Genomic DNA, 25261 nt, shown 5'->3' with positions numbered 1-25261 from the left:
CGTCGGATGTTCCTCCACGCATTCCGCCATCACAAGAGGTCCCCTATGACCGACGAACGCCTCCACGAGGACACGCTGTTTCTCGCCTGCACGCGGCCCGCGATGATTCACGGCGTGACCATGGAGGCCATGGGCCTCAATGTCATTTTCTCCTCCATTCTGTTCGTCCTGGCGGGCAGTCTGTTTTACGGCCTTGTCGCCTTGCCCATTCACTTTGCCTGTCAGCTGATCTGCCGGCGAGACGCCAACCAGTTCCGCATCATTTTAGCCTGGCTCGAGACACGTGGCCGCCATCGGAATGCAAGCCTCTGGGGTGGCGCCTCTTGCACACCACTGCGGCTCGTCCGGCGCTTCAACGCAGGGGAGCTCGCCAATGGCTAGCGTCCCCTTGAGGGTCAAGGCGCGAGAGGTGGGACCTGAGGTTCACCTCCCCTATCTGCGTCACGTTTCCCCGCATCTCATCTCGCTGTCGACCCGCGCGCTGATCACGACGATCCGTCTCGCCGGGGCGGCCTTTGAGACGGCCGACGCCGCGGATCTCAACGATCTCCACAACAAGCTCAATCTCACGCTCCGCAACATCGCCGACGAGCGCCTGGCGTTGTGGACGCATCTCATTCGCCGCCCAACAAGCGAGTATCCGATAGCAGCGTTTCGCTCGGAATTCGCCAACGAGCTCGATCGAGCCTATCAGGCGCGGCTCATGTCCAAACAGCTCTACGCCAATGAGCTCTACCTGACCCTCGTTTGGCATCCGGGGCGCGACGCCGCCGAACGCGCATCACAATTTTTCTCCCGCCTTGGCCGCGCGCGGCGCGCCGGCGGAGAAGTCGACGGGCGGGGGCTGAAAAAGCTCGAGGATGTCTCGCGCGACCTGATGGCGGCGCTTGACCGCTACGCTCCTTACCGTCTCAGCCTGATCGAGCGGCAAGGCGTCGCGTTCTCCGAAATTGGCTCCTTCCTGCAAACGCTCGTCGCATGCGAGCGCCTGCCTTTCCCGCTGGTCCAGGGCCCGATCGGTCCGGCGCTTTACGCCAATCGGCTCATCTTTGGTCGCGAGACAATCGAAATCCGCGGGCCAGGCGGTTCGCGCTTTGCCGGAATGCTGGCCTTCAAGGATTATCCGGCGACGACCAGGCCTGGCCTGCTCGACGGCTTGCTCGCTGCTCCATTTGAGTTAGTCCTGTCGCAAAGCTTCGCTTTTCTTGGCAAGAGCGAAGCCAAGACCGTTATGACGCGAAAGCAAAACCAGCTGCTTTCCACCAATGACCCCGCCGCCTCGCAGATCGGCGACCTTGACAGCGCTCTGGACGATCTCGAGTCGAACCGCTTCGTGATGGGCGAGCATCACCTTTCGCTTCTGGTCCTTGCCGACGCGCCGACAGAGCTCCTCGAAAAAGTGAGTCTCGCCCGCCGAATATTGGCCGACGGCGGCGCTGTCGTCGTGCGCGAAGATCTCGGGTTAGAAGCGACCTTTTGGGCGCAGCTACCAGGCCTCTTCAAATACCGGGCGCGCGCCGGCGCCATCACGTCCCGGAATTTCGCGGGGTTGTCACCCTTCCACGCCTATCTATCGGGCAAGGCTGAGGGCAACCATTGGGGGCCAAGCGTCGCCGTGCTGAAGACGGCTTCCGGGTCGCCCTTCCACTTTTCGTTCCATGTCGGCGATCTGGGCAACACCTTCATTTGCGGGCCCTCGGGCTCGGGCAAGACGGCCTTCCTGACTTTTGCGCTCACGCAGGCGGAAAAGCTCAACGCCCAGCTGGTCCTCTTCGACAAGGATCGCGGGGCCGAGCTCTTCATCCGCGCCATCGGCGGCGCTTACCTCACCTTGAAGGGCGGCAGGCCGACCGGCTGCGCGCCGTTGAAGAGCTTTGACCTGACGCCTTCGAATCTTGCCTTCCTTGGCAGCCTCGTCCGAAAGCTCGTGAGCGTCGAAGGCAGGCCGCTGTCAGTCGCAGATGAGCAAAGGATCGACAACGGCCTCCTGGCGCTGCGTGAGATGCCGCGACATGAGCGGTCGTTTTCGGCCCTGCGCGTCTTCCTCGGTCAACGCGATGCGGAAGGGATCGGCGCGCGTCTCGAGCGCTGGTGCAAGGGACAGGCTTTGGGCTGGGCGCTCGACGCCGACGAAGACGCCATCCATGTCGATTCGCACGCCTTCGGCTTCGACATGACGGATGTTCTCGACGACCCTGTCGTGCGAACGCCGCTGATGATGGTCCTGTTTCGGCGCGTCGAAGAGTTAATTGACGGGCGCCGGATCATCATCGCCATTGACGAATTCTGGAAAGCGCTGGGTGACGAAGCCTTTCGCGATCTCGCCAATGACGGTCTCAAAACCATCCGCAAGATGAACGGGGTGATGGTGTTCGGAACGCAGTCGCCTCGAGACGCGTTGACCTCGCCAATCGCCCACACGATTGTCGAGCAATGTCCAACGCAGATTTTCTTTCCGAACGCCCGGGGACAGGCGAGCGACTATGTCGACGGCTTCCATCTCACCAGGAAAGAGTTTCGCCTGATCAGGGAAGAGCTCTCCATCGAGAGCCGGCGTTTCCTCGTCAAGCAGGGCCACGACGCCGTCGTTGCCGAACTCGATCTCGAAGGGATGGACGAAGCTCTCGCAATCCTCTCTGGGCGAACGTCCACCGTCGAGCTCGCTGAACAGGTGCGAGCTGATGTTGGCGACAATCCGGCCGAGTGGCTACCCCTCTTTCATCAACGCCGACGAGGTCTCGCATGAAACCGGTTCGAGTTCTCTCCCTTCTGGGCCTCTCCGCATGGACGTCGGCAGCGCCGGCGCAGGTGGTGTTCGACCCCAGCGTCTTCGCACGCCAGTTCGATCAACTGATCGAGCTGAAGAAGCAGGCCGACACGCTCTCCTCGCAGCTCCGGGTCGCGCAAGATCAGCTCGCGCAAGCCAAGGATCTCTACAACTCCGTCAACAAGCTCACGAACGCCAATGACGTCGCGAGCCTGCTGAACTCTTCACAATTCCGCAAATATCTGCCGGGGGAATTCTCGCAAATCGAGGGCCTCATCAAAGGCTCGGGCTCGGGAAGTTTCGCGTCATCCATGGACGCCTATCTCTCGCAGAACCGCCTCTACCCGGAAAATCCGGGGAATTCCTTCTATGCCTCAGAGCTTGATCGCATTGCCCGCCAGACAGGCGCCAAGCATTCGCTCGGTCAGGCGGTCTACGACACCGCCTCTCGCCGCATTGACCAACTTGAGGAGCTGCGTCGCCAGATCAGCGTCTCCAAGGACGCCAAGGAGGTGCTGGATCTCTCTGCGCGCCTCCAGGCTGAACAGGCTCTCTTGCAAAACGACGTGCTTCGACTGCAGGGCCTCGCGATGATCCAGCGCGCCCAGGCCGACATGGATGTCGAGCGCGAACGCGAGCAACACCGGCGAATTATCAACGAGATGAAGGCCGCCCTCCAATGAAGCAGCTATTCTACGCCTTGCTCGCCGCAAACTGCTTGGCAGGATGCGGCAACGAAGCCAGCTCTCCGAATGCTGCACGGGAGGGCGTCACTGAGTCGCGTGACGTGGCTTGGTTTCTCGAGCACTCCGCAGAACACGATAAAACAAAAGCGCGTTGTAAGGCAGATCCCGGAACGTTGAGAACTTCGCCTGAGTGCATAAACGCGGATCAGGCGCAAAAACAAATTTTCGTCTGGGGGCGTGAAGAGGCCCTGCGCCGCGCACGAGAGGGGCGCTGATCATGGCTATCGCTGTTTTCGACGAGTTTCTCAGGGAATTTGAACAGCCGCTTTCGGATTTCGTCTCAAACTCCGTCCAGAACCTTGCATCTTATGTAGACGCGCTGCTGCGCGTCGCCGTGATTCTCTATGTCGTGATTTATGGGATCGCAGTGATGCGGGGGGCGATCCAGGAACCCATTCTCGACTTCGCCTGGCGCACGATCCGGATCGTGACAGTCATCCTCCTTGCAACCAACGCCGCATCCTACCAACAATACGTAAAGGCACTTTTCTTCGACTCGCTTCCGCGGGAGATCAGCGGCGCCATCGCGGGAAGCGGGCTTGACATGAAGTCCGGTCAGCCATTCGACCAATTACTGATCAAAGGCATCTCAGTCGCACAAAAAATATACGACCAAGCAGGTTTGACCGACGTCGTGCCAGCGCTCGTTGCAGCGATCCTCCTCGTTTTCACAGCCGCAAGCGGCTTCCTGCAATTCGCCATCATGCTCTACGCCAAAGTTGGCCTTGCGCTGGTGCTTGCCCTCGGCCCCCTTTTCATCGCGCTGATGCTGTTTGAGGCGACCCGCACCTTTGGCGAAGCCTGGACGCGTCAGCTCGCCAATTTCGTGATCCTCCATGTGCTCGTCGTCGCGTTAATCGGGCTGATGCTGACGACGGTCGGGCATTTTGTTGATAAATATGGCGCCAACGCCGCGACAGGGGGTCAGCTGATCGTCGGCGCGGTGGCGATCAGCGCAGTGTTAGGCCTTGCCGCCTATATCGCCCTGCAGCTGCCAGAAATCGCCGGCGCGCTCGCAGGCGGGGGCGCATCGCTCGCCGCCCATATGCTCAACCGCTGGATGGCGGCTTACGCCACGACCGCCACCCTTGGAGCGACAATGGGCGCCTATGCCGGCGCGCAGATCGCCGCGGCTCGCACGCTGCGCCGAAGGCGGGCAGGCGGCAGCATCCGTCACGTTCCAGCGGAATAGGGGCTCTGTCGTCTGCAATCAGTCTGGGAGAGAAAATGACAACCCGAATGGCATTTCTGGCGCTCGCAGCTGCGGCGTCGCTTACCGGCTGCGCCAGCCTTACGGCCGCGAGCGCGCCCAGTTGCGACGGTTCGGCGCGCCGACCGCTCAACAGGTCGCTTTGGGCTTGGGAGAATACAAGGCTAATCGCGGTCGGGCCCATAGAGACGCCAGTGTCCATCCCGCCTGCGTCGGTAGGCCGTGAACCGATCATCCGCAAGGGCGACGCAGGGGGCGCTAAGCCAACACGTATGGCGGTTCGGCCCGTCTTCGATATCGCCGCCTCGGCGCGCTCCTGCGTTGGAGCCGACCATGGTTGAGGCCGGGGATCTGAAGACCTATTTCGAGCGGGCGCGGCTGTGGGAGCAGGACCTCTTGCTCGCGGCGCAGCGCTCGCAGCGTATCGCCTGGGGCGTCGCGGCGGCGGCCTCGCTCCTTGCCTTCGCTTCCATCGGCGCGGTCGCTGCGCTGACGCCCCTCAAGACCGTCGAGCCCTTTGTCATTCGCGTCGATAACGCCACCGGCATTGTGGATGTGGTTTCCGCGGTAAAAGACGAACCGCAGACCTATGACGAGGCGATTGCCAGGTATTTCCTGGCGCAATATGTGCGCGTTCGGGAAGGCTACAGTTTTGTCGAGGCGCCCAGCAACTTCCGAACTGTTTCGCTGCTCTCGACGCAGACTGAGCAGGAGCGTTTTGCTCACCTTTATCGGGGCTCCAATCCCGAAAGCCCGCAGGCGGCCTATGGCCGCAGCGGCCTCGCCGAAATCCGCATCAAGGCCATTTCGCTCCTGGGCCCGACGCTCGCCTCCGTCCGCTATTTGCGTGAAGTCCGGCATGGCGACGAAACCAAGCTCTCGCACTGGATCGCCACGGTCACTTTTTCCTTTGAGAAGAAAGCGACGATCTCCTCCTCAGACCGCCTGATCAATCCGCTTGGCTTTCTCGTTTCCGAATACCGTTCCGATCCGGAGACGGCCCCTTGACAAACCGAGCCCTTCTAATGCGCTCCCTCGTGCTCGCCTCCCTGTGGTGCGTCGCGCCCGTGCCGAGCCATGCCTTGCAGCAGCCCGCGGCGGGCGCCCGCGACGCGCGGGTGCGCATGGTCGCCTACGACCCCTACAACGTTGTCAAGATCAACGGCGTCATTCGCGCCTCGACCCAGATCGTCTTTTCCGAGGACGAGGAAATCGCCCATGTCGCCGTCGGCGATTCCGTCTCCTGGGAGGTCGCGCCGGCCGGCAACATCCTGTTTCTGAAGCCGCGGGAAAAGCACCCGCCGACTAATTTGCAGATAGTGACGACTCGACGGGACGGCCGCAAGCGATCCTATCAGTTCGAGCTTACGATCGCGGAAAGCTCGCTCGCCGACAGCTACTTCATGGTCCGCTTCGCTTATCCAGGCGACGAGGCGGAAGCCCGCCGCGACGCCGCCGCCTCCCGACGGGGCGAGATGGAGGCCCGCGCGATTGATGAGAGCTTCGCGCTGCATGACGCCACAGCGCCGCGCAACTGGCGCTATTCCGCCCAAGGGACGACGAGCCTCGAGCCCGACGCCGTCTATGACGACGGCAAGGAGACAACGCTGCGTTTTGAGGGCAATCGCGAGGTTCCTGCCATTTTTCTCGTGGGATCCGATGGAGCCGAGAGCCTCGTTCCCAAAGACGTCCGTGGCGAACTCGTCGTCGTCCACGCGGTCGGCCGGGAATTGCGCCTGCGCCAAGGAGCCGAGGTCCTCTGCATTTTCAACGAAGCATTCGACCCCGTCGGCGCCAATGAAGCGACGCGCACGACCAGTCCGAGCGTCGCGCGGCTGCCGCGTCGAGCGCGGAGGTGACGGCAGTGACACAGCAGGAAAAGGCCGGATGAATCAAGACGCAGATCATTCTCTCGATAAGGAACGCCGCATCACGCCGGTCTCGGCGGAGGGCGATCCGACGGCGTGGCGCAAGGGCGTGGGCGTCATCGGCCTTGTGACCTTGTGCAGCCTTATATTGTGGGCGAGCTGGAAGCGTCCGCCCGCCGAACCCGAAGCCCGCCAAAAGCCGACGATCTCGGTCGCAAACGCCTTCGAGCGTCCGCGCGATCCCCCCGCCGCACGAATTGAGCCGGCGCCGCTTCCCGTGGCGCTCCCTGCCGCTCCCGAGCGAACCAAGGCTGACGAACTCATGGAGAGCGCGCGGCGCGCCCCGGTGCTCGTTTTCAATCGTCCGCAGCAGGCGCGCTCCGGCACGGCTACGGGGCAAGGTCCGGGACTGGATTTCGAGCAAACGGGATCGATTTACCCGAACGCCTCTGCCTCTCCCGAAGCGCAGAACGATCTGGCGAGCAAATTGAAGCCAACGCCGGTCGAAGGCGTGCGCGCGGAGAGGCTCCCCAATCGTCATCTCCTGGTCGCCCAGGGAACTGCCATCCCCTGCGTCCTTGAGACCGCCATGTCCTCTGATGTCGCGGGCTTCGTCTCTTGTGTGGTCGAGCGCGACGTCATGTCCGACTCCGGTCAGGTCGTGCTGATGGAAAAAGGCACGCAGATCGTCGGAGAATATCGCGGCAATATGCGCCGGGGCTCAAGGCGCATGTTTGTCTTGTGGACCCGGGCCAAAACCCCCACCGGGGTGATCGTCGCGATCTCGAGCCCAGCTACGGATGCGCTTGGGCGCGCCGGTTTCGACGGCGAGATCGATAATCATTTTTTCGAGCGCTTCGGCGGCGCGCTGCTGTTATCGATCGTGTCAGACGCCGGCCAAATTGGCGCCGCGCAATTGTCGCAAGCCGACATTCAGGTGAATTCGATCCAGGGCTCTGGGCGCAGCGCCGCGGCGATTGCGACCGAGCAGTCGATCAATATCCCGCCGACGCTCTCCAAGAACCAGGGCGAGCGCGTCTCTGTGTTCGTCGCTCGTGATCTCGATTTTTCCTCCGTCTACCACCTGCGCCTTATCGAGGGTCGCAGCCAACTTCTCGATCGGACGGTTTTGGAAGGCAGGTGGGAACGGCAAAGGGTCACCAAGCCATGAGCGGAGCAGGGGCTGCGCGCTTTAGTGTGCAGCAAGGCCAACCGGAACCGGGCGCGGACTCAGCTGAGCGGCGGGTTCTTCTGCGCTGCCTCGAGCCGATCGCCGAGCTCCTCGCGGCGCCGGAGCTGACGGAAATCGCCATCAACCGCCCGGGCGAAGCTTTTACGGAAAGCCCCAAGGGCTGGACGCGCCATGAACGGTCGGGCCTTGAATTTCCACAGCTGATGAATCTCGCGACCGCCGCCGCGGCCTTCACGCGCCAGGACATCGCCACCGACCAACCGATCGTATCGACTGTGCTTCCCTTCGGCGAACGCTGCCAGATTGTCGCGCCGCCGGCGGTTCCCGCCCGGACGGTCAGCCTGACCATCCGAAAGGTCGCGCCGTTGACGATGACCCTCGACGACTTCGAGCGCCACTCGCTCTTCGCGGATGTCCGCCCTGCCAATGACAGCCTCTCGGCGGACGAAGAGGAGCTCATCCGGCTCAAAGAAGCCGGTCAGTGGCGCGCGTTCCTCGAGCGCGCTGTCGCCAGCCGCCGTAACATCGTCATTTCCGGGGCCACGGGATCAGGAAAGACGACGCTGGCAAAAGGACTGGTCGCGCTGATCCCCGGTCATGAGCGCCTTCTGACCATCGAGGACACAGCGGAACTTTCCGTTTCGCAGCCCAATCATGTGCGCCTGCTCTACGCCAAGGATGGGGGAGGGGTTGCCAAAATTGGCCCGCGTGAGCTACTCGAATCGGCTCTGCGAATGCGCCCGGACCGCATCCTGCTGCAGGAGCTGCGCGACGGCACGGCCTTCTATTATCTGCGCAACGTCAACTCGGGCCATCCAGGCTCGATCACCACCGTCCATGCCGACAGCGCGCGGCTGGCGTTCGAGCAGCTGACCCTTCTCGTGAAGGAGAGCGCCGAAGGCCGCGATCTTGCCCGCGACGACATCAGGAGGCTGCTGCACTTGACGGTCGATGTCGTCGTGCAGATGAGCCGCCGCGACGGCCGTTACCGTATCACGGAAATCTACTACGATCCGGAGGCAAAGCGGCGTAATGGGTTTTGAACCGCGCGCGACTCCTGTTTTCTCTTTGAGAATTTGCGCCTCGCAATCCGTCCGCCTCTGGCCAGGCGCCGGGCTTTATGTCGGGCTCGCGCTGCTTGCGGCGGCGGTCTTCCTCTTTGTCGCGTCGAACGTTTCGCTGCTCGGCCTTCGGGCGCATGATGGCGGACTGCACCTCTTTGAGTTCGTCAGATGGGCTCCAAAATTCGGTGTCGACAAACGCCTCGACCGCTGGCTCACAATTGGCGCCCTGGCAGGCGCCATAGCCGCCTTCGGCCTGCTCGGGACGGTCTTGCGCGCGCGGCCGCGGCCGCTGCACGGGGCCGCGCGTTTCGCGTCGCTGCGCGAGATCGAGGCGGCAGGGCTGCGCGCCAAGCACGGCCTCTTGCTCGGCGAGGCGCATGGCAAGCTCCTGACCTTCGGCGGGACCGAGCATGTGATCGTTTACGCCCCGACGCGATCCGGCAAGGGGGTTGGAGTCGTCATCCCTAATCTCCTCTCCTGGAGCGACAGCGTCGTCGTCCTCGACATCAAGAAGGAGAATTTCCTCAAAACCGCGGGGTTTCGGGCCCAGCATGGGCAGAAGGTCTATCTTTTCGACCCCTTCGACCCGCAGGGCCGCACGGCGCGCTATAATCCGCTCTCGGCGGTTCGCCGTGATCAAGGCGATCTTTATGACGATCTGCAGCGGATCGCCGGCATGTTGTTTCCGCCCGATCTGCGCGGCGATCCGTTCTGGACGGAGGCTGCACGCTCCGCCTTTATCGCCATTGGCGGCTATACTGCCGAAACGCCCCATTTGCCCTTCACCATCGGCGAAATCCTGCGCCAGCTCACGGCGACGAGCGACGTTAAGGCGCATTTCGAGGAGGTGCTGAGCGCGCGCCAGAGCGGGCCGGACGCGCTCTCAGCCTCCTGTGTTGCGGCGCTGAACGATTTTATTTCTGCATCGGAAAATACGCTGCAGTCGGTGCGCAAGACAGTCACCGCGCGGCTCGGGCTCTGGCTCAATCCTCGAATTGACGCCGCGACCTCGGCGAGCGACTTCGATCTCGCAGTGCTGCGATCAGAACCCATCTCCATTTATTTGGCCGTGACGCCCGATAATCTCGACCGCATGGCGCCTCTCCTCAATCTGTTCTTTCAGCAGGTGGTCGACCTCAACGCCCGCGAGCTGCCCGAGCACAATCCCGCCTATTCGCGCCAGCTCCTGCTCCTTCTCGATGAATTCCCCTCTCTCGGCCATGTCGGCGTGCTGGCGAGAAGCGTCGCATTCGTCGCCGGCTATGGGATACGGCTGCTCACCATCTTGCAGAGCCCGTCGCAACTGCGCGCCATCTATGGTCCGGACGAGGCCAAGAACTTTCTGACCAATCACGCTGTCGAAATCGTGTTCACGCCCAAAGAGCACGACGTGGCCGTCGAGCTCTCCGAGCGCCTTGGGACGCAGACCGTCGAGGCCAAGAGCCGCTCGCGGCCTTGGGGCTTCTCCAGCCGCGCGAGCTCCGAGACGATTTCGGATCACCGGCGTCCGTTGCTGTTGCCGCAGGAGCTGAAACTCACGCCCAAAAGCAAATCCTTCGTGCTGGTGGCCGGCGCGCCGCCAATCCTCGCGGATAAGCTCGTCTATTACGAGGACCACCGCTTTTCCGCGCGGCTCGCGCCGCCGCCGGTTATAGAACCGATGCCCGCGCCAAACCAGGCGACGCTCGCCTCACAGGTCCTGCAACTGAGACAGGATGTCGCCGAGCTGCGCGCTCTTGTCATTCGCCGACCTCTGGCCGATTCCGAAATTGACGACCCGGCCTCGATCCCGGCGGACGCGCTCTCGAGTCTCGCCGATATTCCCCTAGATCTTAAAGGCGTCTCGGAGGAAGCGCTCAACGCCTGGGTCGCGGGCTACATCGACGGCGCCGCGCGCTACGATGAGAATACTGAGGCGAGCAATACATCCACAATATCGAGCGTCCCACAGCCGGAGGAAGGCGAGGAGGCCCGCGCCAAGGGCGCGCAGGGGCGCGGCAAGCGCCGCCAGCGGACCCGGGAGTTCAGCCGTGGGTGAGGGTGAACAGGACAAGGGCCGCGTCTTCGAAGCAAGGCGCGTGGGGCGAGCAGGCGAGGAGCGTTTAGAGGACAGCGACGACCGCCGCGCGGGTCCGAAAGACAAGGACGAAAAGAGATCCGACTCTCTGCCCGAGCGGCTGCGTCAGAAATACTACGTCGTAGAGGACGACCGGGCGAATGCGAGGATCTTCGCCGACCCTCACGGCGAATATCTCGTCGCAAAAACCAGTCCGGACCGCCTGATGACGCGTGTTGCGAACCTGGAGGTGGTCCGCGACCTGGTCGCGATCGCCGCCCACCGTGGATGGGAAAAAATCGAGCTTTCTGGCGCGCTGGAATTCCGGCGAGAGGCTTGGCGCGTGGCCTCAATTCGAGGGATTGAGGTTAACGGCTACGAGCCGACAGAGCTTGACCGCGCTGCGCTCGCGAAGCTGAAAGGGCGCCCCGTACGCGACGGCCGGCCTCTCGCCTCTGACCGCGAACGCGGAAGGGCAGGGGAGACGCCCAGACGACCGCCACCAGCCGAGCGGGCTGGGAACAAAGGCGGGAACGATGTTAACGTCCGCTCGCACCTCGCCCTGATCGAGCGCGTGGCCCTCGCCGCCTTCCCGAAAGACCCGGAAGCGCGCAGCCGTATTCTGAACGCCGCAAGGGAGCGCATGGCCAATCATCGGCGCAGCGGCGCGCACTTCGATCGGGCGGAAATCATTGAAAAAAAGGTTGCGCTGGGCCCCGGGCAGCGAAGGTCCGCAGAGAGAACCAAAGCCCCGAACCATGTCGCCGGGCGCCAGAGGATCAGGTAACCGCACCACGCTCTGCTTCATCTCTGCTATTCCGCAGCCTCTACGGCCGTGAGGCGGCAATCCAGGGGAAGCGCCAAGCTCCAGACAGAAACGTGGAAGCAAATCCCGAAATCTGCTAAACACAATCCATGAAATGCGAAGAAGCGATAAGCCGTCTGAAGGCTCATGAAGCCGAATTCAAGCGGCTCGGCGTTGACCACCTGTACCTTTTCGGGTCCACGGCACGGGGGGACGCTGGCGCCGATTCGGACGTCGATCTTTTCTTCGATTACCAGAAGGGTAAGCTCGGCCTTTTCGAGCTGATGGACGTGAAGGAATACGCCGCAAGCATCCTTGGGCGCCAGACGGACATTATGACTCGCGACAGCCTCCATAAGACGTTGCGCCGTTCCATCGAAGACGGCGCCGTGCGCGTGTTTTAGTCGCCTCCAAATGAAAAATATGACGGCGCCTCTCACGGACATTATTGAAGCGATCGAGCGTGTGCGCCTTGTTCTGGCCGAGATGCCTCTTGACGCCTTCGAAGCCGATTGGGAGAAACAGTGGCTGGTCGAACGTGGCGTCGAAATCATTTCCGAAGCCAGCCGGCGCTTAACCGACGAGCTCAAAGCGCGCCATCCCAACATTCCCTGGAAGAAAGTCGCCGGCATCGGCAACGTACTGCGCCACAACTACGAGAGCGTCGCCCCGGCGATCATGTGGAAGCTCGCGCGTGAAGATCTGTTTGACCTCGAACGGGTCTGTCGGGACGAGCTGGCGGCTGCACGGAAGCAGTGCTGAAGAGCAGGTGCAAGGCCACCTTTCGCAAAACCTTATCGTCCCGGCCAGGGGCCATAAACGAAACGCCGAAATCGACAATTATCTGGTCCGCTCCGGCCGTTCTCTCTCTCTTTGTTCGACACCCGGTTGTAGCTGCGCCTTTTCGAGCCCCCTACGCAATTCTTTCAAAAGTCGACCGCGCCTTGTTTCGGGTGCGGGCATGTCCGCGACGAACTGCTCCAATTGAGTCGCCAGCTCATGGTCCGCCCCGCTCAGTGAGCGCTTCAACTCCTCTGCCTGCCGGCGATAACCGTCTCGGATGACTGCCTGTCTTTCGATCCCCTTCACTTCCTGCGGCGTCGCCAATGTCTCAAGCCCACGAGCTTGCCTCACGACCTCTTCGCGGACGAGCCGCTCTATGCGCGGTTGCTCACCGCGCTGCTTGATTGCGCGAATGACGCCGCGTTCCGATTTCCGCACTTTACCCCGCGCGCGTCTCGGCGTCGCTTCGGCGTCTACACCGCGGAGCCGTAATTCGGCAGCAAACTGTTCCCGCCACGTCGCGAGATCGCCTTTGCGCGGATTAAGCCGCTGCCCGTCATAGCCGAGCGACCGCACCGTGAGGTGCACATGCGGATGCGCATCGTCGAGATGCTGCACGAACACGAAATCATGCCTCCCGCCGAAGGTCTCGACCGCAAAGGCGCGGACTGCATCCCTTACCGCCGTGGGCGCCGTTCCGGGAGGCATGGAAAAGACGACGTTATGCGATAGCGGACCATCCCGCCGCCGCCTCCCGTCCAGCGCCGCGTCGTCGGCCCATCGTGACTGGATGTCTCGCAGACCTTGCCGGCCTTCCATGACGGCGCCCGTTTCGGTTTCGGCGCCAAGTTCGCCCTCGCGAGTGATATAGCCGAGATGGGACTTCAAATGGGCGACGGTCTTGGTCCTGCTGGTGATTTTCACCATCACTTCGGGCGCCTTGGCGACAATCCGCTCGAGCCGCGCCCGCATGGCAGGGGTAAGCTTGCCCGGCTCGACTGGATCCGGGATTTCCCACTTTGCCCGCTTGGGTTTCTTGACCGGGGTCCGCCACACGTAGGAGATCGGCGGCAAGTCGAGATCGCGATCTTCCCTGCTCACAACCGACCCTCCCAATAGCTCGCATTGCGCCTCAGAATTTCGCGCACCTCGGCGAGCGCTGCTTGGACGCCATCCGAAGCCGCGCGGACGGCCTCAGCGTCTAGCCTGCCCTGAAGACCGATCAGGCGGTTCAGATTGGAAGCATGGGCGATCTGGTTGATGTTGCCGCCGATGCGATTCAACTCGCGAACAACAGCGCGCAAGGCCTGTGCTTCTTCATGCGTCTGTTGAACCGGGAAACCAAGCCGCGTGCGAACCGCTGACGCGACCCATTGCGTGCGGGTCATTCGGCGCTGTGCGGCGACAGACTCGAGAAGCCGAAGCTCCCCTTCCCTCAGCCTGATCGTGATCTTGCCGGAACTTTGCGAGAGTGGAGCGGGAGGCTTAATCGCCGCATCGCTCCCCACAGCCTGCTCGACCAAGCGTCGCAGTAGGTTGGATTTGCCGCCCTCGCCTGCGGCGAGGGCGGCGAAGCGCTCAGCGACAGCGTCGTCAATATGGAACCCCAAAAAGGCCATGCGGTGGCTCAATCCCCGTTCGAGGCTGACACGGTTAAAAATGGCTGGCGGCAAGCCTATCCTGCACTCAGCCTCAAACACACATTTTGGCTCATCTGCAAAGCAGGGGCCTCGATTCTAGTTGACCAGCCGAGAGGGTACAACTTCCATTTCCCCGCGCCTTTCCCACACCCTCCGGCCTCACTACGGCGCTATTTGGAAGCGCGTTCGGCCTCCGGGCGCTCCGCTTCGCTTCGTCCCTTCGGGATGGAAAAGCCGCTAGCTGCCGTGCATGTGAGGCGTTGCTTCGCGTCGTCTGGGCAAGGCCTCACATTTAGCTCCATCAGTCGCAAGGCCGAGAGAGGCAGGTCTTCAATTCCGCCAGTATCCTGGAAACAGACCAGGCCGTGCGTTCGGCCAGATGGGGATGCGCGATCCAGAATGAGCCATCCGAGACGCTCTCCGTTTCTGATCTGCAGTCGCGGGGATCGTGCATCAGATGCCACTCGCGGAGTTTGGCTTGTTTTACCCGTCGCACTCTCAGAAGCGTTTCGAGTCTTTGGGATGATGTCGCCATTAGGAGAGGGAGCACTCGTTCGTGATTCAGCGTATGTCATAGGCTCTGCAGAGGCGCGATCGACTCCTATGACGGTCTTTGAAGAATGATCGATTTCCGGAGCGCCGCCCGTCAAATCTGAGCAGAAAACCAGCGCCTGCGCACGGGTAAAGGAATCATGCTCAGCGCAAAACGCCTCTACCTCCTGCGGGAACTTCTTCCACGTCTGGTGCAATTGGTAGACAGCGCGGATCGGCGACGTCGCCAGTCGATCTCGGAGGGTTGCTGCCATCTGACTCACGGCCGCATACATGGCGATATAGCTCTTATCCTTGCCGAGGCGTTGCGCGATGTCCTTCTGCTTTTCGCCCGCCTGCACCCGAGACAGAATGAAGGCTGAAATATCAGCCGCAGAGAGGTCGTCTCTCTGAATATTTTCGATCATCTGGTCGTAAGGATCCGCGACCCTGGCGTGGTGGACAAACGCTGGAATTGTCGTGCGTCCGGCGAGCTGCGCCGCCCGAAACCGGCGCGCGCCAAAGATGATCCTGTGCATTCCATTCTCGCCGGCGGGGGTCACGCCAATCGGCTGGAGCACGCCCCGTTCCTGGATGGAGGCGGAAAGCTGAGAAAGCGTCTCAGGGTCGAAAGCGCGGCGTGGCTGATGCGGATCTTCCTCGATCAGTGAGAGAGCGATGTCGAGCGGAGCCCCGTTCGACCCAGGGGCCTCCATGCCCTCCAGTTGGTCAAGCAACTGCGCGACGTCGTCGAGCTTCCCGGCGTAGCTCATGCTGCCTCCATCTTCGCCGCGAGCTTGTCGAATACGAGCCGAAGTTCGCGGCCTGCCTCGCGAGCCGCCGTCTTTGGCAAGCTCCAGACCGGCTTCTTCTCCGCCAAGGCCTCACCAATAGATGAGCGCTGGGGGATCACCCCATCGAACAGATATTTGGTTCCGAATTTCTGCACGAGGCTCTTCAGGTTCTTCCGCTGTCGGGGCGAGGTCGTCTGCAGCCGATTGGGGATCAATCCCAAAAACGTGAGCCCCGGATTATATTTCTGCCGCACGCCAACGATGTGCTTGAGCAGCGTCTCGATGCCGTCGATGGCGTAGTCGTCGAGGTCGATAGGCGCCAGCACGAACTGTCCGACGATTAACGCCGCCAGGTTTCGGACGCCGAACGTCGGCGGCGTGTCGATGATCGCGATGTCGAAGCTCTGCGACGCATCCGCGAGGTTGGCGCGAAACTGTTCAACGAGCTTGCTGTCGACCGAGACAATCCCTCGCAAAGCGGCGCTGCCGCCAAGCACGCGAATGCCTTTCTTGGCGATCGGGGGGATAGCGACGGGATGCGAAAATAGCGCAGCCGCGTCAATATGGCTGGCATGCGCTGCGAGCGTCGTGGTGCCGTTGCTCTGCGGGTCGAGATCGAGAAAGAGCACGCGCTTGCCCCGCTCGGCGAAATACCAGGCGAGGTGCACGGCGATCGTGCTCTTGCCAACGCCGCCCTTCTCGTTGTTGACGACCAGTACCCTCATCTGGTCGTGGCGCCAGGGTTAAATCCATAGGCCGCGAAATCCATCTACTCTCCTTGGCGCGAGCGACTCGAGGCTCGCTAATGCCGGAGGTTTGCCCGTAGGAGGCAGGAGGAGACACTGTGAAATAGCACAGGGTGGTGAGCAGGCGCCTAACGTCGCCATGCTGAGAAACTTTGCCCGGGGCAAACTTTGCCCGCGTCTCTGAGAAGAATTGGATCCCCAAGGGAGCCTGCCCACGTTCAAAAAAGTTTGCCCTGGGCAAACTTCTAGCGATGCGCCGAGTCGAGTTTGTGAGCCTGCCGCAGGCTCAGGCGAAAAAGCCGTTCAGTCGGGAGCGCCTCCGCCCGCTGCTGCGGGCGGAGGCCGAGCGAGGTCACTCGCCACTCGCCTTTCGGCCACGCGACCAGACCAGGCTGTAGCCGTCGCCATCCTCGTCGTCGAAGAGATTGGCGTAGATCGGAGCGGTGAAGCTCGGATCGTCGAGTTTGAGCGAGAGATAGTCGCGGCCCTCAGTCGAGCGCTTCGTCCAGGCGGCGCCGATTTCAGCTCGGCCGACAAACACGCGGTAGCTCGGGGCGTTCTCGTTGGCGCGGTTCGTTTCCGGGATGATGCGGACGCCGCGGGCCTGGACGCTGAGGGTGACGATTTCGCCCTGGAATTCAGCGCCGGACTTTTTGAAAGAGCCGATGTTCGCCATGATAATCTCCTGTTGATCTGCTGCCTCGAGCCCGCGACCATGGCGGCCTCGATGGGGCTTCGCAGACGAAGACGGTTCGCCGACGCACCCGCAGGGCCGCAGCAGCGCGAAGGACGGCGGAGAGGCGACTTTCTTGTCTCGAGAGGAATGACGCTGCAGGCGTCAGGGGAAAAAAGTCGCTTCCCCGCTGTTGCGTCTCAGGCGATCGAGGCGGAGCCGGTCTTCGGCCAGATATAGCCAAGAAAGAGGTCGCTTTGGTCGTGCTGGGCTCGGCAGCGATCACTCAGGAGAGATTGGAGCAGGGTAGGAGGCAAAAGCCGGCAGGAGAGCCCCTCGCATATCCGGTCATTGACGGGCGGCGCGTCGCCCGGAGGCTTCGGAGAGCGGCGCGCGTCCGGCGGCCTGCGTCGATACGCAACGGATGCCGTTCACAAATGGCCTCAGCGTTTTAACGGGCGCTGGGCAGGGCTCGCCTCGCTAGACGTGCGGCTGAGTTTCTTGCGGCGGCGGGAGCCAAGGGCGGCATGCCCGGGTTGCTCAGCTGTCGCCAATTGGCCGTTTGCAGAGCTTCACCCACCAGAGTAGCGCGCCTGATGGAGGCGTGCCACGTTATCCTTTCGACGAAAATCCAAGAAATCTCTTGCAAGCGGCGCCGGCGTCAAAAACATCGCGACGCCAGCTGCAAATGATGTCATCAACATCGAGAAAACTAGGGCGTTCAAAATGGGCTTTCTAAACATCTGCAAGGGATAAGAGGCAGCCGAGGCTTTCGCAATTTCGCATATTGACGCACCGAAAAGTTTGATGCTCGTCAAAATCTCATGCGCTCATGCCTCTTCAGCGACGCATGCAATCAAAATGATGTTGTCATGGAAGAGAGCGGCTCAAGAAATGCAGTCCGCACTCTCGTTGAGGTGAAATAAACCAGCTTTGCAAGGAGTCGATGAGGCCCCCTTGGACAAAGATAAAAATTAGAGCGAGGGCGGCGCTCATGCGCCGCCGTCCTCGAATCTCCAGACCGGGATTCCGAGCTTCCGGGCCTTGTCGGCAAGATTGGCGGAGACGCCCGAGCCGGGAAAGACGATGACGCCCATGGGAAGCGTCTCGAGGATCTGATCGTTGCGCTTGAAAGGCGCGGCCTTGGCGTGGCGGGCCCAGTCCGGCTTGAAGGTGATTTGCGTAACTTTGCGATTATTCGCCCAGCAGGAAGCAATGAGTTCGGCCCCTCTGGGCGAACCGCCGTGCAGCAGCACCATGCCGGGATGTTTGGCGAGCGCCTTGTCGAGGCGATCCCAGATCGCGCGATGGTCGTTGAAGTCGAGTCCGCCGGTGAAGGCGATCCGTGGCCCGGCCGGAAGGAGTGGCTCGGACTCTATCCGGCGCTTGGCGGCAAGAAAGTCCCGGCTGTCGATCATCGCGGCGGTCAAGGATCGGTGGTTGACCTTCGAGCCGGAACGGGGACGCCAGGACGAGCCAGTGTGCGCTTCGAAGGCGTCGGCGGCCTGGTCCCGGAAGAGCTCCAAACTGTCACGGCGTTCGAGGAGCGTTTGCCCTTCGCAGATCAGGCGCTCCAGCTCCACCGAGCGGATTTCCGAGCCGTCCTGTTCCTTTTGGCTGCGCCGCTGCGCCTGCTCATTGTCGTCGAGTTCTCGCTCGACGCGAAGCACCGCCCGGTGGAAGAGGTTGACCGTGGACCAGAGCAACTCCTCGAGATCGGGCTCCAGGCGCGTGTCGGTTAGAGTCGCCAGGAGGGCGTCGAAGATATCGGCGACGGCGCCGGTAATCGCTTGGGGGTCGGGCAGCGGCCGGGGGTCGGGCTCGTCGTGGAACGGCCGATAGCCATAGAGTTGAAGTTCGGCAAGAACGCGCTCAATTGGGGAAGCGGCAGGAATTGTGTCGATGCCTTGGTTGTCATGATTGGTCGTCATTGGCGCTCTCCTTCGTCGGATCGGCCGCGACCCTCGCGGCCTTCGTGGCGACAGAAGGCGGCGGGCGGGACCGGCTGGCACCGGGGCGCGCAGCGACCGGCCGTAGCGTCAGCGAAGGATGGCGAAGCGTCCGGCTATTTTGCTTCGCGATGTAAAGCGCCCTGAGGGCGCGACGGAAAATAGCCGGCCGCAGCCATTGCCGAGCCGGAGCGCCCGACGCAAGGGTCGCCTTCTCAGAAGGCCGGGACTGCGGCTGGCTCCGACAAAAGGAAAGAAGGCGATTGGCGCAATCGCGTGAGGACAGGGGATCGGGCGCTCGTTTCGTCGCAAGGCCAGGTCACCGCGCAGGACTCATGAACCGGTCAATGTCATGAGAAGCGAGCTGGTCTCTGACTGCCGCTTGCAACCTGGCTTTACGATGGCGGCGCAGATCGTCGTTGAAGTCACCCAACGCGGGGGAGAGGACGATGGCCTCAATCCGCTCGGCTCTCGCGCGGTCGATAAGGGTCGATGAAGCCCTTTCGCCGGCGGTGTCATTGTCGCGCAGGACATAGAGGCGGCGCAGTCCTTTCGGGAACAGGATGGCGGCGAGATGCGCGGAAGACAGGGCCGCGATCATCGGCATGCTGGGCAGAAGACATCGAGCCGAGAGCACGGTTTCGATCCCTTCACCCGCCGCCATCACGTCGAGGGGCGCGCCAAAACGGACGCCGTTGCCGAGCAGCTCCCCCATGGCGCGTCGCGGGGAGGGGATCGGCGCCTTGTCGCGCCCCATCCTGTCGAGCCATGTGCGATGCACGCCGGTGATCTTGCCCTTGCGGTCGGTAACCCCCGCGATCATCGCAGGCCAGGTCTCAGGGGCTTCGTTCCCGGACCGATAGTAGCAGCGGGGATAGAAGCGGAGGTTTTCGAGATCCTGCTGCGTTGAAATTCCGCGGTGATCCAGATAGCGCTCCGCCAATGTGCCCGCGATCGGCCGTGACATGCTGAACAGTCGGCGCGCCGAATCCGGGGAGCCTGTCTTCCGCTCATTGCGATAGAATGCTTGCTGGTGCCGGGGTTCGTCGCGCGGCAGGCTGAGGAATCGCCGCGCTTCGTCGAGAATGTCGGAAAAATCATTCAAACGGTCGCTTTCGCGAATGATATCGAGCAGATCGCCAAATTCGCCCGAGGCGGCATCCGTCCAATGCCCGGCGGCGCCCTTGCCACTCTCCGGACCCGTCAGCCGAACGTAAAGGCTCCGGCCTGGCGTATTGCGGGCGTCGCCAACGATCCAGTAACGGCCATGGCGGCGGCCGTTCGACAAATAGTACCGGCAGACCGCCTCGGCGTCCTGCGCAAGGCGTCGGGATAATTCCGACGCAACTGAACTCGACACGGGCGCTTCCTCCATGAAAAAAGGGCCCGCCATCGCTGGCGAACCCCTCGCAATCTGCCTCGTGAAGGTCTACTCGGCGGCGACGCTTTGAGGGCCGTCGACTGGCGCCGGCTCGGTATCCTCATCAGGCGCGCCGATTTCGTCGAAGGCAGGGACGCCTTCCATTGCTGCGATTTCTTCGACCGCCGCGCCTTCTTCCGTCAGGGCGAGAGAGCTCGCTTCCAATGATGCTTGCGAACCGTGGCCTGGGGATCGCAGCGGCTCGGGCAGCCAACCCGCGCCAGTCAAAAGCGCTTCGGCTTCCCGCGCCATGTCGCCCTTCTTGAGCGGTTCGATCCGTCGGGCGACATCGCCGCCTTTTGTTTCCCGAACCGCCTGGACGATCCGCGCCTTGGTGACCCTGCCGAGGAAATTGTCGATCGTCGGCATCCAACCCGTCGCCGCGACGTCGAGGGAGAGCGCCGAGGCGAGGCGGTCGGCATGGGCGATGGCCCGCGGCCGGCGGCTCCAGGGCTCGTGCACGGCGCTTACGGTCAGCGAGACGCAATGCGCGAACAAACGCTGGCGCGTGCCGACGTCGAAGGTCGCCAACACGTCCCACAGGTCCTGCGGCTCCGCCGGCAATTGCTGAGACCAGTCGAGATGGCGGGCGTCGACCTTATCCGCGAGCGGCGTGTCGGAGAGCCCCGGCGCCTGAGCGCCGAAGGAGACGTTCTTGGCTTCGATCTCGAGGCAACTGTCCACGGCATAGCGATAGAAGAGCCGCAGGCACATGGCGTGGAGGGCCGCAAGGAACGCGATCGCCGGCTCATTGCCCACCGCCTCGCGCAGCGCCAGCGTGCGATAGGCGGTCAACTCGGTGAGCAATTTGTCGGGCAGGGGCCTCAACCCCTCATCCTCCTCCTCCGCAACGGCGGCGGACTGCCTGGTCTCGCCGTCGTCGGGTTCGAAAGAGGACGCCGACGACGAACGCGCGGCGTAGGCTTCCCCCGCTTCGTTCACGACCTCGGGCGTCTCCTGCTCTTCGACTGGCGCCTCGTCCTCCGGCCGCACATAGCCGCGCTCGATCCGAAGACGCCCCTCGCCGTCGATGCTGACAAAGACGCCGGCGCGGGCGATCTCCTCCTGGGCATAGAGAACCGGGCGATCCTCGAACGTTTCAAGCGCCGCCTCAATCTCGGCAAGGCGCGCGTCCACTTCCTCGGGGATTTCCTCCCCCTCCGAATAGGTCGTCTCCAGTTGCTCGGCTTCGTGCCGAAGCGCCTCGCGAGCCGCAGCTTCCTCGTCGCCCAAAGGCTGGCGTTCGCCCTGAAGATGGCGAAGCCCATAGGTATGGCCGTAGGGGAAGTCGATCGCAGTCTCGACCCATTTCCAGCCCTCCGCCCGAATGGACTGGGCGTCGCGCGCGAGTTTCTCGGCGACAAGCCGTTCGAGGAGAGGAACATCCCGGAGCCAGCCGCCATCGTCGCTCTGGAAGAGGTCCCGCATGATCGGACCGCCTGCGGCTTTGTAGTCCTCGGTCACATAGAGCGCCCGCTTGTCAGACGCCCGAACAGCCTCCTCGGTGAGCAGCCGGCGGACCTGATAGGCTTCCTTGTTATAGGAGCGCTGGATCGCCTCCCAGACCTGGTTCTGGCGCTCATGGTCGGGGTTCACCGTGAAGGCCATCAGCTGGTCGAGCGTCATGCCGTCCTCGGCATAGACGTCGAGAAGCGCGGGCGACACCGAGGCGAGCCGCAAACGCTGCTTGACGACGCTGACGCTGACGAAGAAGGCGGCGGCGATCTCCTCCTCGCTGCTCCCCTTTTTGCGCAAGGTCAGGAACACTCGGAACTGATCGAGCGGATGCAGTGGCGCCCGCTGGACGTTCTCGGCAAGGCTGTCTTCCTCCGCGATTCCGTCTGTCCGGACAACGCAAGGGATAGGGGCGTTGCGCGCTAGCCGCTTCTGCTTCACCAATAGCTCCAACGCGTGGTAACGGCGCCCGCCCGCGGGGATTTCGAACATGCCGGTCTCTGCGCCCCGATCGTCGAGCACCGGCCGCACGGTGATGCTCTGCAAGAGCGTGCGGCGGGCGATGTCTTCCGCGAGCTCTTCGATCGAGACGCCGGCCTTGATCCGCCGCACATTGGACTGGGAAAGAACCAGTTTGTTGAAAGGAATATCGCGCGAGGCGCTCAATTGGATTTTCTGCACCGACTTGGTCATGGTCTTCAACTCCGCGACGGGCGGCCGAGAACCTCTTTCTCGACCTCCACCCCGTCACAAAGCGCAGCGCCGTCCTCTGACTCTTGAGGACGACGCCGCGGAAACTTAATCGGGTAGGGAGCCGCCGCGACAGCTGCGGGCTGCGCGCAAGCTGCGCAACGATGTAGATGTCAGGAGGCGCGGTCGAAGAGCTTCTTGGCGCGCGCCTCGAAATCAAGCCGCGCATCCTGATGGGCCTTCCCCCGCGCGACAGCCGTGATCCCCTGCACGAAATCGAACACGCTCTCGGGCTTGCGGCCTTCCTCGGCGAGGACTGTCTGGATGATCTTCGCCGTCTCGGCTTTCGAGAACCCACGCTTGCGCAGGAATTCCGTGCGGTCATCATCGTTGCGGGCGACAATCTTCTGCCGCGCCGCCTTGACCCCGTCGACGAAAGGCATCGGCGAGGAATTGGCGAAGCGGGTCAGCGCCGGCGCCGCCTCATGCGCGAACCGCGCGGCGGCGTATTTGGAGTGGCGGATGGTGATCTCCTCGAAATCCTCGACGCCCCAGAGATTGCGGTTCTGACACACGGCGCGCAGATAAAAACTGGCGATCCCGAGCGTCTTCGCGCCCACCTCGGAATTCCAGCAGTAGAAGCCTCGAAAGAAAAGGTCTGGGGAGCCGTCGGGAAGCCGGCCGGCTTCGATCGGATTGAGATCGTCGACGAGAAAGAGAAAGACGTCCCGGTCCGAGGCGTAGAGCGTCGTCGTCTCCTCGGTGACATCGACCTTCGGGTTGTAAATCCCGGTCGACCAATCCAGCACGCCCGGCACCTTCCAGCGCGTGTCGCCCACGCCGTCGCCGGCGATGCGCTGCACCGCGGAGACGAGCTCATGATCATAGATCCGGCCATAGTCGGGGCCGGTCACCGCACGCAATTCGACCCGGCCGTTTTCGACCTCGAGCGTCTTCACCTGCTCTGCGCGATGGGAGGTTAAGCCATATTGCAGATTGATTCCGGCGAGCGGCGCCGGGAGCTGGCGAAGATAAGCCGCCGGAGCGCCGACGAGGCTTGCGAGCTGGCTAAAACTCCAATGAGTCATGGCGACCGGACTGTCGGAACCCGGCACTGCAAGTGAAAGCCTTTCGGCGTCGTCGCGGCTGGCTTCGACCCGGATTGCCGTGCTGTCGACTGTCCTCGTGCGACTGCCGCGGCTTGCATCCACCTTGTAGCCGCCATCACGCGCGCGAGCCGCGTCCAAAATCTCCATCATTGATCGTCTCCGCGACGGACGCCGAGAGGCTCTTCTCTCGGTCCTCAACCCGTCAATGCGCCAAGCGCAGCCCTCTAACTTTTATAGGAACAGTCAAGAACCAACATTTCCAGCATTCTTACACGTAGGCTGCGTCTCGCTCGCTAATGGTACGCGCAGAATCGTCGCCGACAACAAAGCCGGCGTTGCGATATTGCAAATAGACCGGGACTGAACGTCATCATGCAAGGCTGACATCGAGCCAGCTCGACTTTTATCCGGTTCGAGTATCCGGCTTCGACGGACCTCGCGACCATAATCCCGTTTGCTGCGGGTTCGACGTTCGAGCGGACGGGACCCATCTTTGAAAGCGGCGTCTTTCAACCCGTTAGAGGGTCGGTCACACGTCCTCCCGGCATTCCTCCGACGCGTTCGGAGGAAACTTATATCAGGTGACGACGGCACCGGTTGGGAGCAGCCCGGTCGTCGCGTAGCGCCACAGTGAAACCAGCAGTTTGCGAGCGAGCGCGACGATCATGATCCTGCGCACGCGGCCGGATGCCCCATTCGTCCGCTCCCCGAACCACCGCGCGAGTTGGCTCTGAGGCTGCCATTGCAGCCAGCGCCAGGTGAGTTGGATGACGTAAGCTCGGAAGGCGGCGGGGCCGGCTTTGGTGATGCCTTGGTCGCGGTTTATCGTGCCGCTCGCCCACGGCGTCGGCGCGAACCCACTCCACGCGGCAATCTCGCGGCGGTTGGCGAATTTGCGCCAGAAGGCTTCGCGGACGAGCACCGAGGCGTCGTTCGAGCCGACGCCCTTGATACGGGCAAGCGCCGCGATCATTGCGGTATCAGGGTTGTCCTCGTTCCTGGCACCGTCGCAAGCGGAAGCTCGTTTTGGAACCGCGATTGCGTCACGTTCATCATTGACATGATCAAGTTGCTCCATCGCAAGCCGCAGGCGTGCGATCTCACGGCGGACCTCGTCCTTGAGCCGCGGGCCGAGCGGGCGGCCGTCCGGTGACGAGTTCATCAAGGCGCCGGTCGGCACCATCGGCTCGCGCATCGAAACCGACGATCCCCTGCGTCAGCAACAATCCCTTGATGCCGTTTGTGTGCGCCGTGCGCTCCTTGACCAGGCGCTGTCGTTCGCGCATCAAGCGGCGCTCGTCGTCCTGCTCGACACTGGGGATCTGGACCGCGCTCAGCACCTGATCTTCGCCGCGGGTATAGGCCATTAACGCGCGGATCATAGCCTTAGCGTCTATCCGATCGGTCTTTGCACGCTTGGCTCGGCGATTGACCAGCAGGCTAGCAGGGTCGATCACGAGCACGCGGTGTCCCGCTACGGAGAGCCGGCGGTGGAGCCAGAAGCCTTCATAACCAGCCTCGTAACAGCACAGAATCGGCACCTCGGTAATGCCGAGCGTTTTCGCCGCGCGCAGCTTGAGACGATCAATCAGCGCGAACAACGCCGACGTGTCACCCCAGTCCAAGGTGTAGATGCCGACCTTGGTCGATGTCGGAAGATGCGATCCCACCAGCCACTTAGACCGACTCATCTCAATCGCGATGAAAATCGGGTCGCTTTCGATAGACAAAACCTCCGCGGCGACTTCCTTCTGGGCAAGCAT

General features: G+C 62.5%; 24 protein-coding genes. 13 read left to right on the top strand and 11 right to left on the bottom strand.

Translation table 11 applies throughout. From position 1 onward, the window contains the following. Positions 1-45 precede the first annotated feature (45 nt). The 13 genes from RVU70_RS18695 to RVU70_RS18635 all read left to right on the top strand — a co-directional run bounded on the left by RVU70_RS18695 (position 46) and on the right by RVU70_RS18635 (position 12470). Positions 46-381, top strand: a complete 336-nt coding sequence (locus RVU70_RS18695; RefSeq protein WP_363351694.1) for a type IV secretion system protein VirB3 — start codon at positions 46-48, stop codon at positions 379-381. Further along, positions 374-2746 (top strand): VirB4 family type IV secretion/conjugal transfer ATPase, encoded by a 2373-nt coding sequence (locus RVU70_RS18690; RefSeq protein ID WP_363351692.1) that lies wholly within the window; start codon positions 374-376, stop codon positions 2744-2746. The genes RVU70_RS18695 and RVU70_RS18690 overlap by 8 nt, the downstream gene beginning before the upstream one ends. Next, entirely contained in the window at positions 2743-3450 is a 708-nt protein-coding gene (gene virB5, locus RVU70_RS18685; protein ID WP_363351690.1) for a P-type DNA transfer protein VirB5, read from the top strand. The genes RVU70_RS18690 and virB5 overlap by 4 nt, the downstream gene beginning before the upstream one ends. Beyond that, positions 3447-3728, top strand: coding sequence for an EexN family lipoprotein (locus RVU70_RS18680; RefSeq protein WP_363351688.1), 282 nt, complete (start codon positions 3447-3449; stop codon positions 3726-3728). Before virB5 ends, RVU70_RS18680 begins: the two co-directional genes overlap by 4 nt. A 2-nt stretch (positions 3729-3730) precedes the next feature. Beyond that, positions 3731-4705, top strand: coding sequence for a type IV secretion system protein (locus RVU70_RS18675; RefSeq protein WP_363351686.1), 975 nt, complete (start codon positions 3731-3733; stop codon positions 4703-4705). A 351-nt stretch (positions 4706-5056) separates the two neighbouring features. Then, entirely contained in the window at positions 5057-5731 is a 675-nt protein-coding gene (locus RVU70_RS18670) for a virB8 family protein (RefSeq protein WP_363351684.1), read from the top strand. A gap of 17 nt (positions 5732-5748) precedes the next feature. Then, complete coding sequence (gene virB9, locus RVU70_RS18665) at positions 5749-6582, top strand: P-type conjugative transfer protein VirB9 (RefSeq protein ID WP_363351682.1); 834 nt, start codon at positions 5749-5751, stop codon at positions 6580-6582. A gap of 28 nt (positions 6583-6610) precedes the next feature. Continuing rightward, on the top strand, positions 6611-7762 hold the full coding sequence (gene virB10, locus RVU70_RS18660) for a type IV secretion system protein VirB10 (RefSeq protein ID WP_363351680.1): 1152 nt from the start codon (positions 6611-6613) through the stop codon (positions 7760-7762). After that, positions 7759-8826 carry a P-type DNA transfer ATPase VirB11 gene (virB11, locus tag RVU70_RS18655; protein WP_363351929.1) on the top strand — a complete coding sequence of 356 codons (1068 nt, stop codon included), beginning with the start codon at positions 7759-7761 and terminating at the stop codon, positions 8824-8826. Before virB10 ends, virB11 begins: the two co-directional genes overlap by 4 nt. Continuing rightward, the gene (locus RVU70_RS18650) at positions 8816-10885 is read left to right on the top strand and encodes a type IV secretory system conjugative DNA transfer family protein (RefSeq protein WP_363351678.1); all 2070 of its coding nucleotides are present in this window, start codon (positions 8816-8818) and stop codon (positions 10883-10885) included. The genes virB11 and RVU70_RS18650 overlap by 11 nt, the downstream gene beginning before the upstream one ends. Beyond that, positions 10878-11690 carry an LPD7 domain-containing protein gene (locus RVU70_RS18645; protein WP_363351676.1) on the top strand — a complete coding sequence of 271 codons (813 nt, stop codon included), beginning with the start codon at positions 10878-10880 and terminating at the stop codon, positions 11688-11690. Before RVU70_RS18650 ends, RVU70_RS18645 begins: the two co-directional genes overlap by 8 nt. A gap of 128 nt (positions 11691-11818) precedes the next feature. After that, complete coding sequence (locus tag RVU70_RS18640; RefSeq protein ID WP_363351674.1) at positions 11819-12112, top strand: nucleotidyltransferase domain-containing protein; 294 nt, start codon at positions 11819-11821, stop codon at positions 12110-12112. Between the two features lie 10 nt (positions 12113-12122). Next, positions 12123-12470 carry a HepT-like ribonuclease domain-containing protein gene (locus RVU70_RS18635; RefSeq protein ID WP_363351672.1) on the top strand — a complete coding sequence of 116 codons (348 nt, stop codon included), beginning with the start codon at positions 12123-12125 and terminating at the stop codon, positions 12468-12470. A 78-nt stretch (positions 12471-12548) separates the two neighbouring features. On the opposite strand, the gene RVU70_RS18630 is transcribed toward RVU70_RS18635, so the two are convergent. From RVU70_RS18630 to RVU70_RS18580, 11 genes are all read right to left on the bottom strand, one after another. Further along, positions 12549-13565, bottom strand: coding sequence for a relaxase/mobilization nuclease domain-containing protein (locus tag RVU70_RS18630; protein ID WP_363351670.1), 1017 nt, complete (start codon positions 13563-13565; stop codon positions 12549-12551). Positions 13566-13588: 23 nt separating this feature from the next. Beyond that, positions 13589-14110, bottom strand: coding sequence for a plasmid mobilization protein (locus RVU70_RS18625; RefSeq protein ID WP_363351668.1), 522 nt, complete (start codon positions 14108-14110; stop codon positions 13589-13591). Between the two features lie 191 nt (positions 14111-14301). Beyond that, positions 14302-15435 (bottom strand): ParB/RepB/Spo0J family partition protein, encoded by a 1134-nt coding sequence (locus tag RVU70_RS18620; RefSeq protein ID WP_363351666.1) that lies wholly within the window; start codon positions 15433-15435, stop codon positions 14302-14304. Next, positions 15432-16181 (bottom strand): ParA family protein, encoded by a 750-nt coding sequence (locus RVU70_RS18615; protein WP_363351663.1) that lies wholly within the window; start codon positions 16179-16181, stop codon positions 15432-15434. Before RVU70_RS18615 ends, RVU70_RS18620 begins: the two co-directional genes overlap by 4 nt. A gap of 373 nt (positions 16182-16554) precedes the next feature. Further along, positions 16555-16878 (bottom strand): DUF736 domain-containing protein, encoded by a 324-nt coding sequence (locus tag RVU70_RS18610; protein ID WP_363351661.1) that lies wholly within the window; start codon positions 16876-16878, stop codon positions 16555-16557. A 989-nt stretch (positions 16879-17867) separates the two neighbouring features. After that, a complete protein-coding gene (locus RVU70_RS18605) occupies positions 17868-18806 on the bottom strand; it encodes a DUF2493 domain-containing protein (RefSeq protein WP_363351659.1) in 939 nt (312 codons plus the stop codon). 337 nt (positions 18807-19143) lie between these two features. Then, the gene (locus RVU70_RS18600; RefSeq protein WP_363351657.1) at positions 19144-20184 is read right to left on the bottom strand and encodes a toprim domain-containing protein; all 1041 of its coding nucleotides are present in this window, start codon (positions 20182-20184) and stop codon (positions 19144-19146) included. 69 nt (positions 20185-20253) lie between these two features. Then, positions 20254-22392, bottom strand: a complete 2139-nt coding sequence (locus RVU70_RS18595; protein ID WP_363351655.1) for a ParB N-terminal domain-containing protein — start codon at positions 22390-22392, stop codon at positions 20254-20256. A gap of 170 nt (positions 22393-22562) precedes the next feature. Next, entirely contained in the window at positions 22563-23648 is a 1086-nt protein-coding gene (locus RVU70_RS18590) for a DUF932 domain-containing protein (RefSeq protein WP_363351653.1), read from the bottom strand. A 427-nt stretch (positions 23649-24075) separates the two neighbouring features. After that, complete coding sequence (locus RVU70_RS18585) at positions 24076-24660, bottom strand: transposase (RefSeq protein ID WP_363351651.1); 585 nt, start codon at positions 24658-24660, stop codon at positions 24076-24078. Beyond that, entirely contained in the window at positions 24599-25261 is a 663-nt protein-coding gene (locus RVU70_RS18580; RefSeq protein ID WP_363351649.1) for a transposase, read from the bottom strand. Before RVU70_RS18580 ends, RVU70_RS18585 begins: the two co-directional genes overlap by 62 nt.

Origin of the sequence: Methylocystis echinoides (assembly GCF_040687965.1) — a bacterium.
GTDB lineage: Bacteria > Pseudomonadota > Alphaproteobacteria > Rhizobiales > Beijerinckiaceae > Methylocystis > Methylocystis echinoides_A.
Note: the sequence above shows the minus strand (reverse complement) of the source record. Positions and strands in the feature narration are given on the sequence as shown.

Excerpts from the sequence above, each read along its gene's own strand:
- RVU70_RS18695 (WP_363351694.1), top strand. The coding sequence starts at position 46 with ATGACCGACGAACGCCTCCACGAGGACACGCTGTTTCTCGCCTGCACG.
- RVU70_RS18690 (WP_363351692.1), top strand. The coding sequence starts at position 374 with ATGGCTAGCGTCCCCTTGAGGGTCAAGGCGCGAGAGGTGGGACCTGAG.
- virB5 (WP_363351690.1), top strand. The coding sequence starts at position 2,743 with ATGAAACCGGTTCGAGTTCTCTCCCTTCTGGGCCTCTCCGCATGGACG.
- RVU70_RS18680 (WP_363351688.1), top strand. The coding sequence starts at position 3,447 with ATGAAGCAGCTATTCTACGCCTTGCTCGCCGCAAACTGCTTGGCAGGA.
- RVU70_RS18675 (WP_363351686.1), top strand. The coding sequence starts at position 3,731 with ATGGCTATCGCTGTTTTCGACGAGTTTCTCAGGGAATTTGAACAGCCG.
- RVU70_RS18670 (WP_363351684.1), top strand. The coding sequence starts at position 5,057 with ATGGTTGAGGCCGGGGATCTGAAGACCTATTTCGAGCGGGCGCGGCTG.
- virB9 (WP_363351682.1), top strand. The coding sequence starts at position 5,749 with ATGCGCTCCCTCGTGCTCGCCTCCCTGTGGTGCGTCGCGCCCGTGCCG.
- virB10 (WP_363351680.1), top strand. The coding sequence starts at position 6,611 with ATGAATCAAGACGCAGATCATTCTCTCGATAAGGAACGCCGCATCACG.
- virB11 (WP_363351929.1), top strand. The coding sequence starts at position 7,759 with ATGAGCGGAGCAGGGGCTGCGCGCTTTAGTGTGCAGCAAGGCCAACCG.
- RVU70_RS18650 (WP_363351678.1), top strand. The coding sequence starts at position 8,816 with ATGGGTTTTGAACCGCGCGCGACTCCTGTTTTCTCTTTGAGAATTTGC.
- RVU70_RS18640 (WP_363351674.1), top strand. The coding sequence starts at position 11,819 with ATGAAATGCGAAGAAGCGATAAGCCGTCTGAAGGCTCATGAAGCCGAA.
- RVU70_RS18635 (WP_363351672.1), top strand. The coding sequence starts at position 12,123 with ATGAAAAATATGACGGCGCCTCTCACGGACATTATTGAAGCGATCGAG.
- RVU70_RS18625 (WP_363351668.1), bottom strand. The coding sequence starts at position 14,110 with ATGGCCTTTTTGGGGTTCCATATTGACGACGCTGTCGCTGAGCGCTTC.
- RVU70_RS18620 (WP_363351666.1), bottom strand. The coding sequence starts at position 15,435 with ATGAGCTACGCCGGGAAGCTCGACGACGTCGCGCAGTTGCTTGACCAA.
- RVU70_RS18615 (WP_363351663.1), bottom strand. The coding sequence starts at position 16,181 with ATGAGGGTACTGGTCGTCAACAACGAGAAGGGCGGCGTTGGCAAGAGC.
- RVU70_RS18610 (WP_363351661.1), bottom strand. The coding sequence starts at position 16,878 with ATGGCGAACATCGGCTCTTTCAAAAAGTCCGGCGCTGAATTCCAGGGC.
- RVU70_RS18605 (WP_363351659.1), bottom strand. The coding sequence starts at position 18,806 with ATGACGACCAATCATGACAACCAAGGCATCGACACAATTCCTGCCGCT.
- RVU70_RS18595 (WP_363351655.1), bottom strand. The coding sequence starts at position 22,392 with ATGACCAAGTCGGTGCAGAAAATCCAATTGAGCGCCTCGCGCGATATT.
- RVU70_RS18590 (WP_363351653.1), bottom strand. The coding sequence starts at position 23,648 with ATGATGGAGATTTTGGACGCGGCTCGCGCGCGTGATGGCGGCTACAAG.
- RVU70_RS18585 (WP_363351651.1), bottom strand. The coding sequence starts at position 24,660 with ATGAACTCGTCACCGGACGGCCGCCCGCTCGGCCCGCGGCTCAAGGAC.
- RVU70_RS18580 (WP_363351649.1), bottom strand. The coding sequence starts at position 25,261 with ATGCTTGCCCAGAAGGAAGTCGCCGCGGAGGTTTTGTCTATCGAAAGC.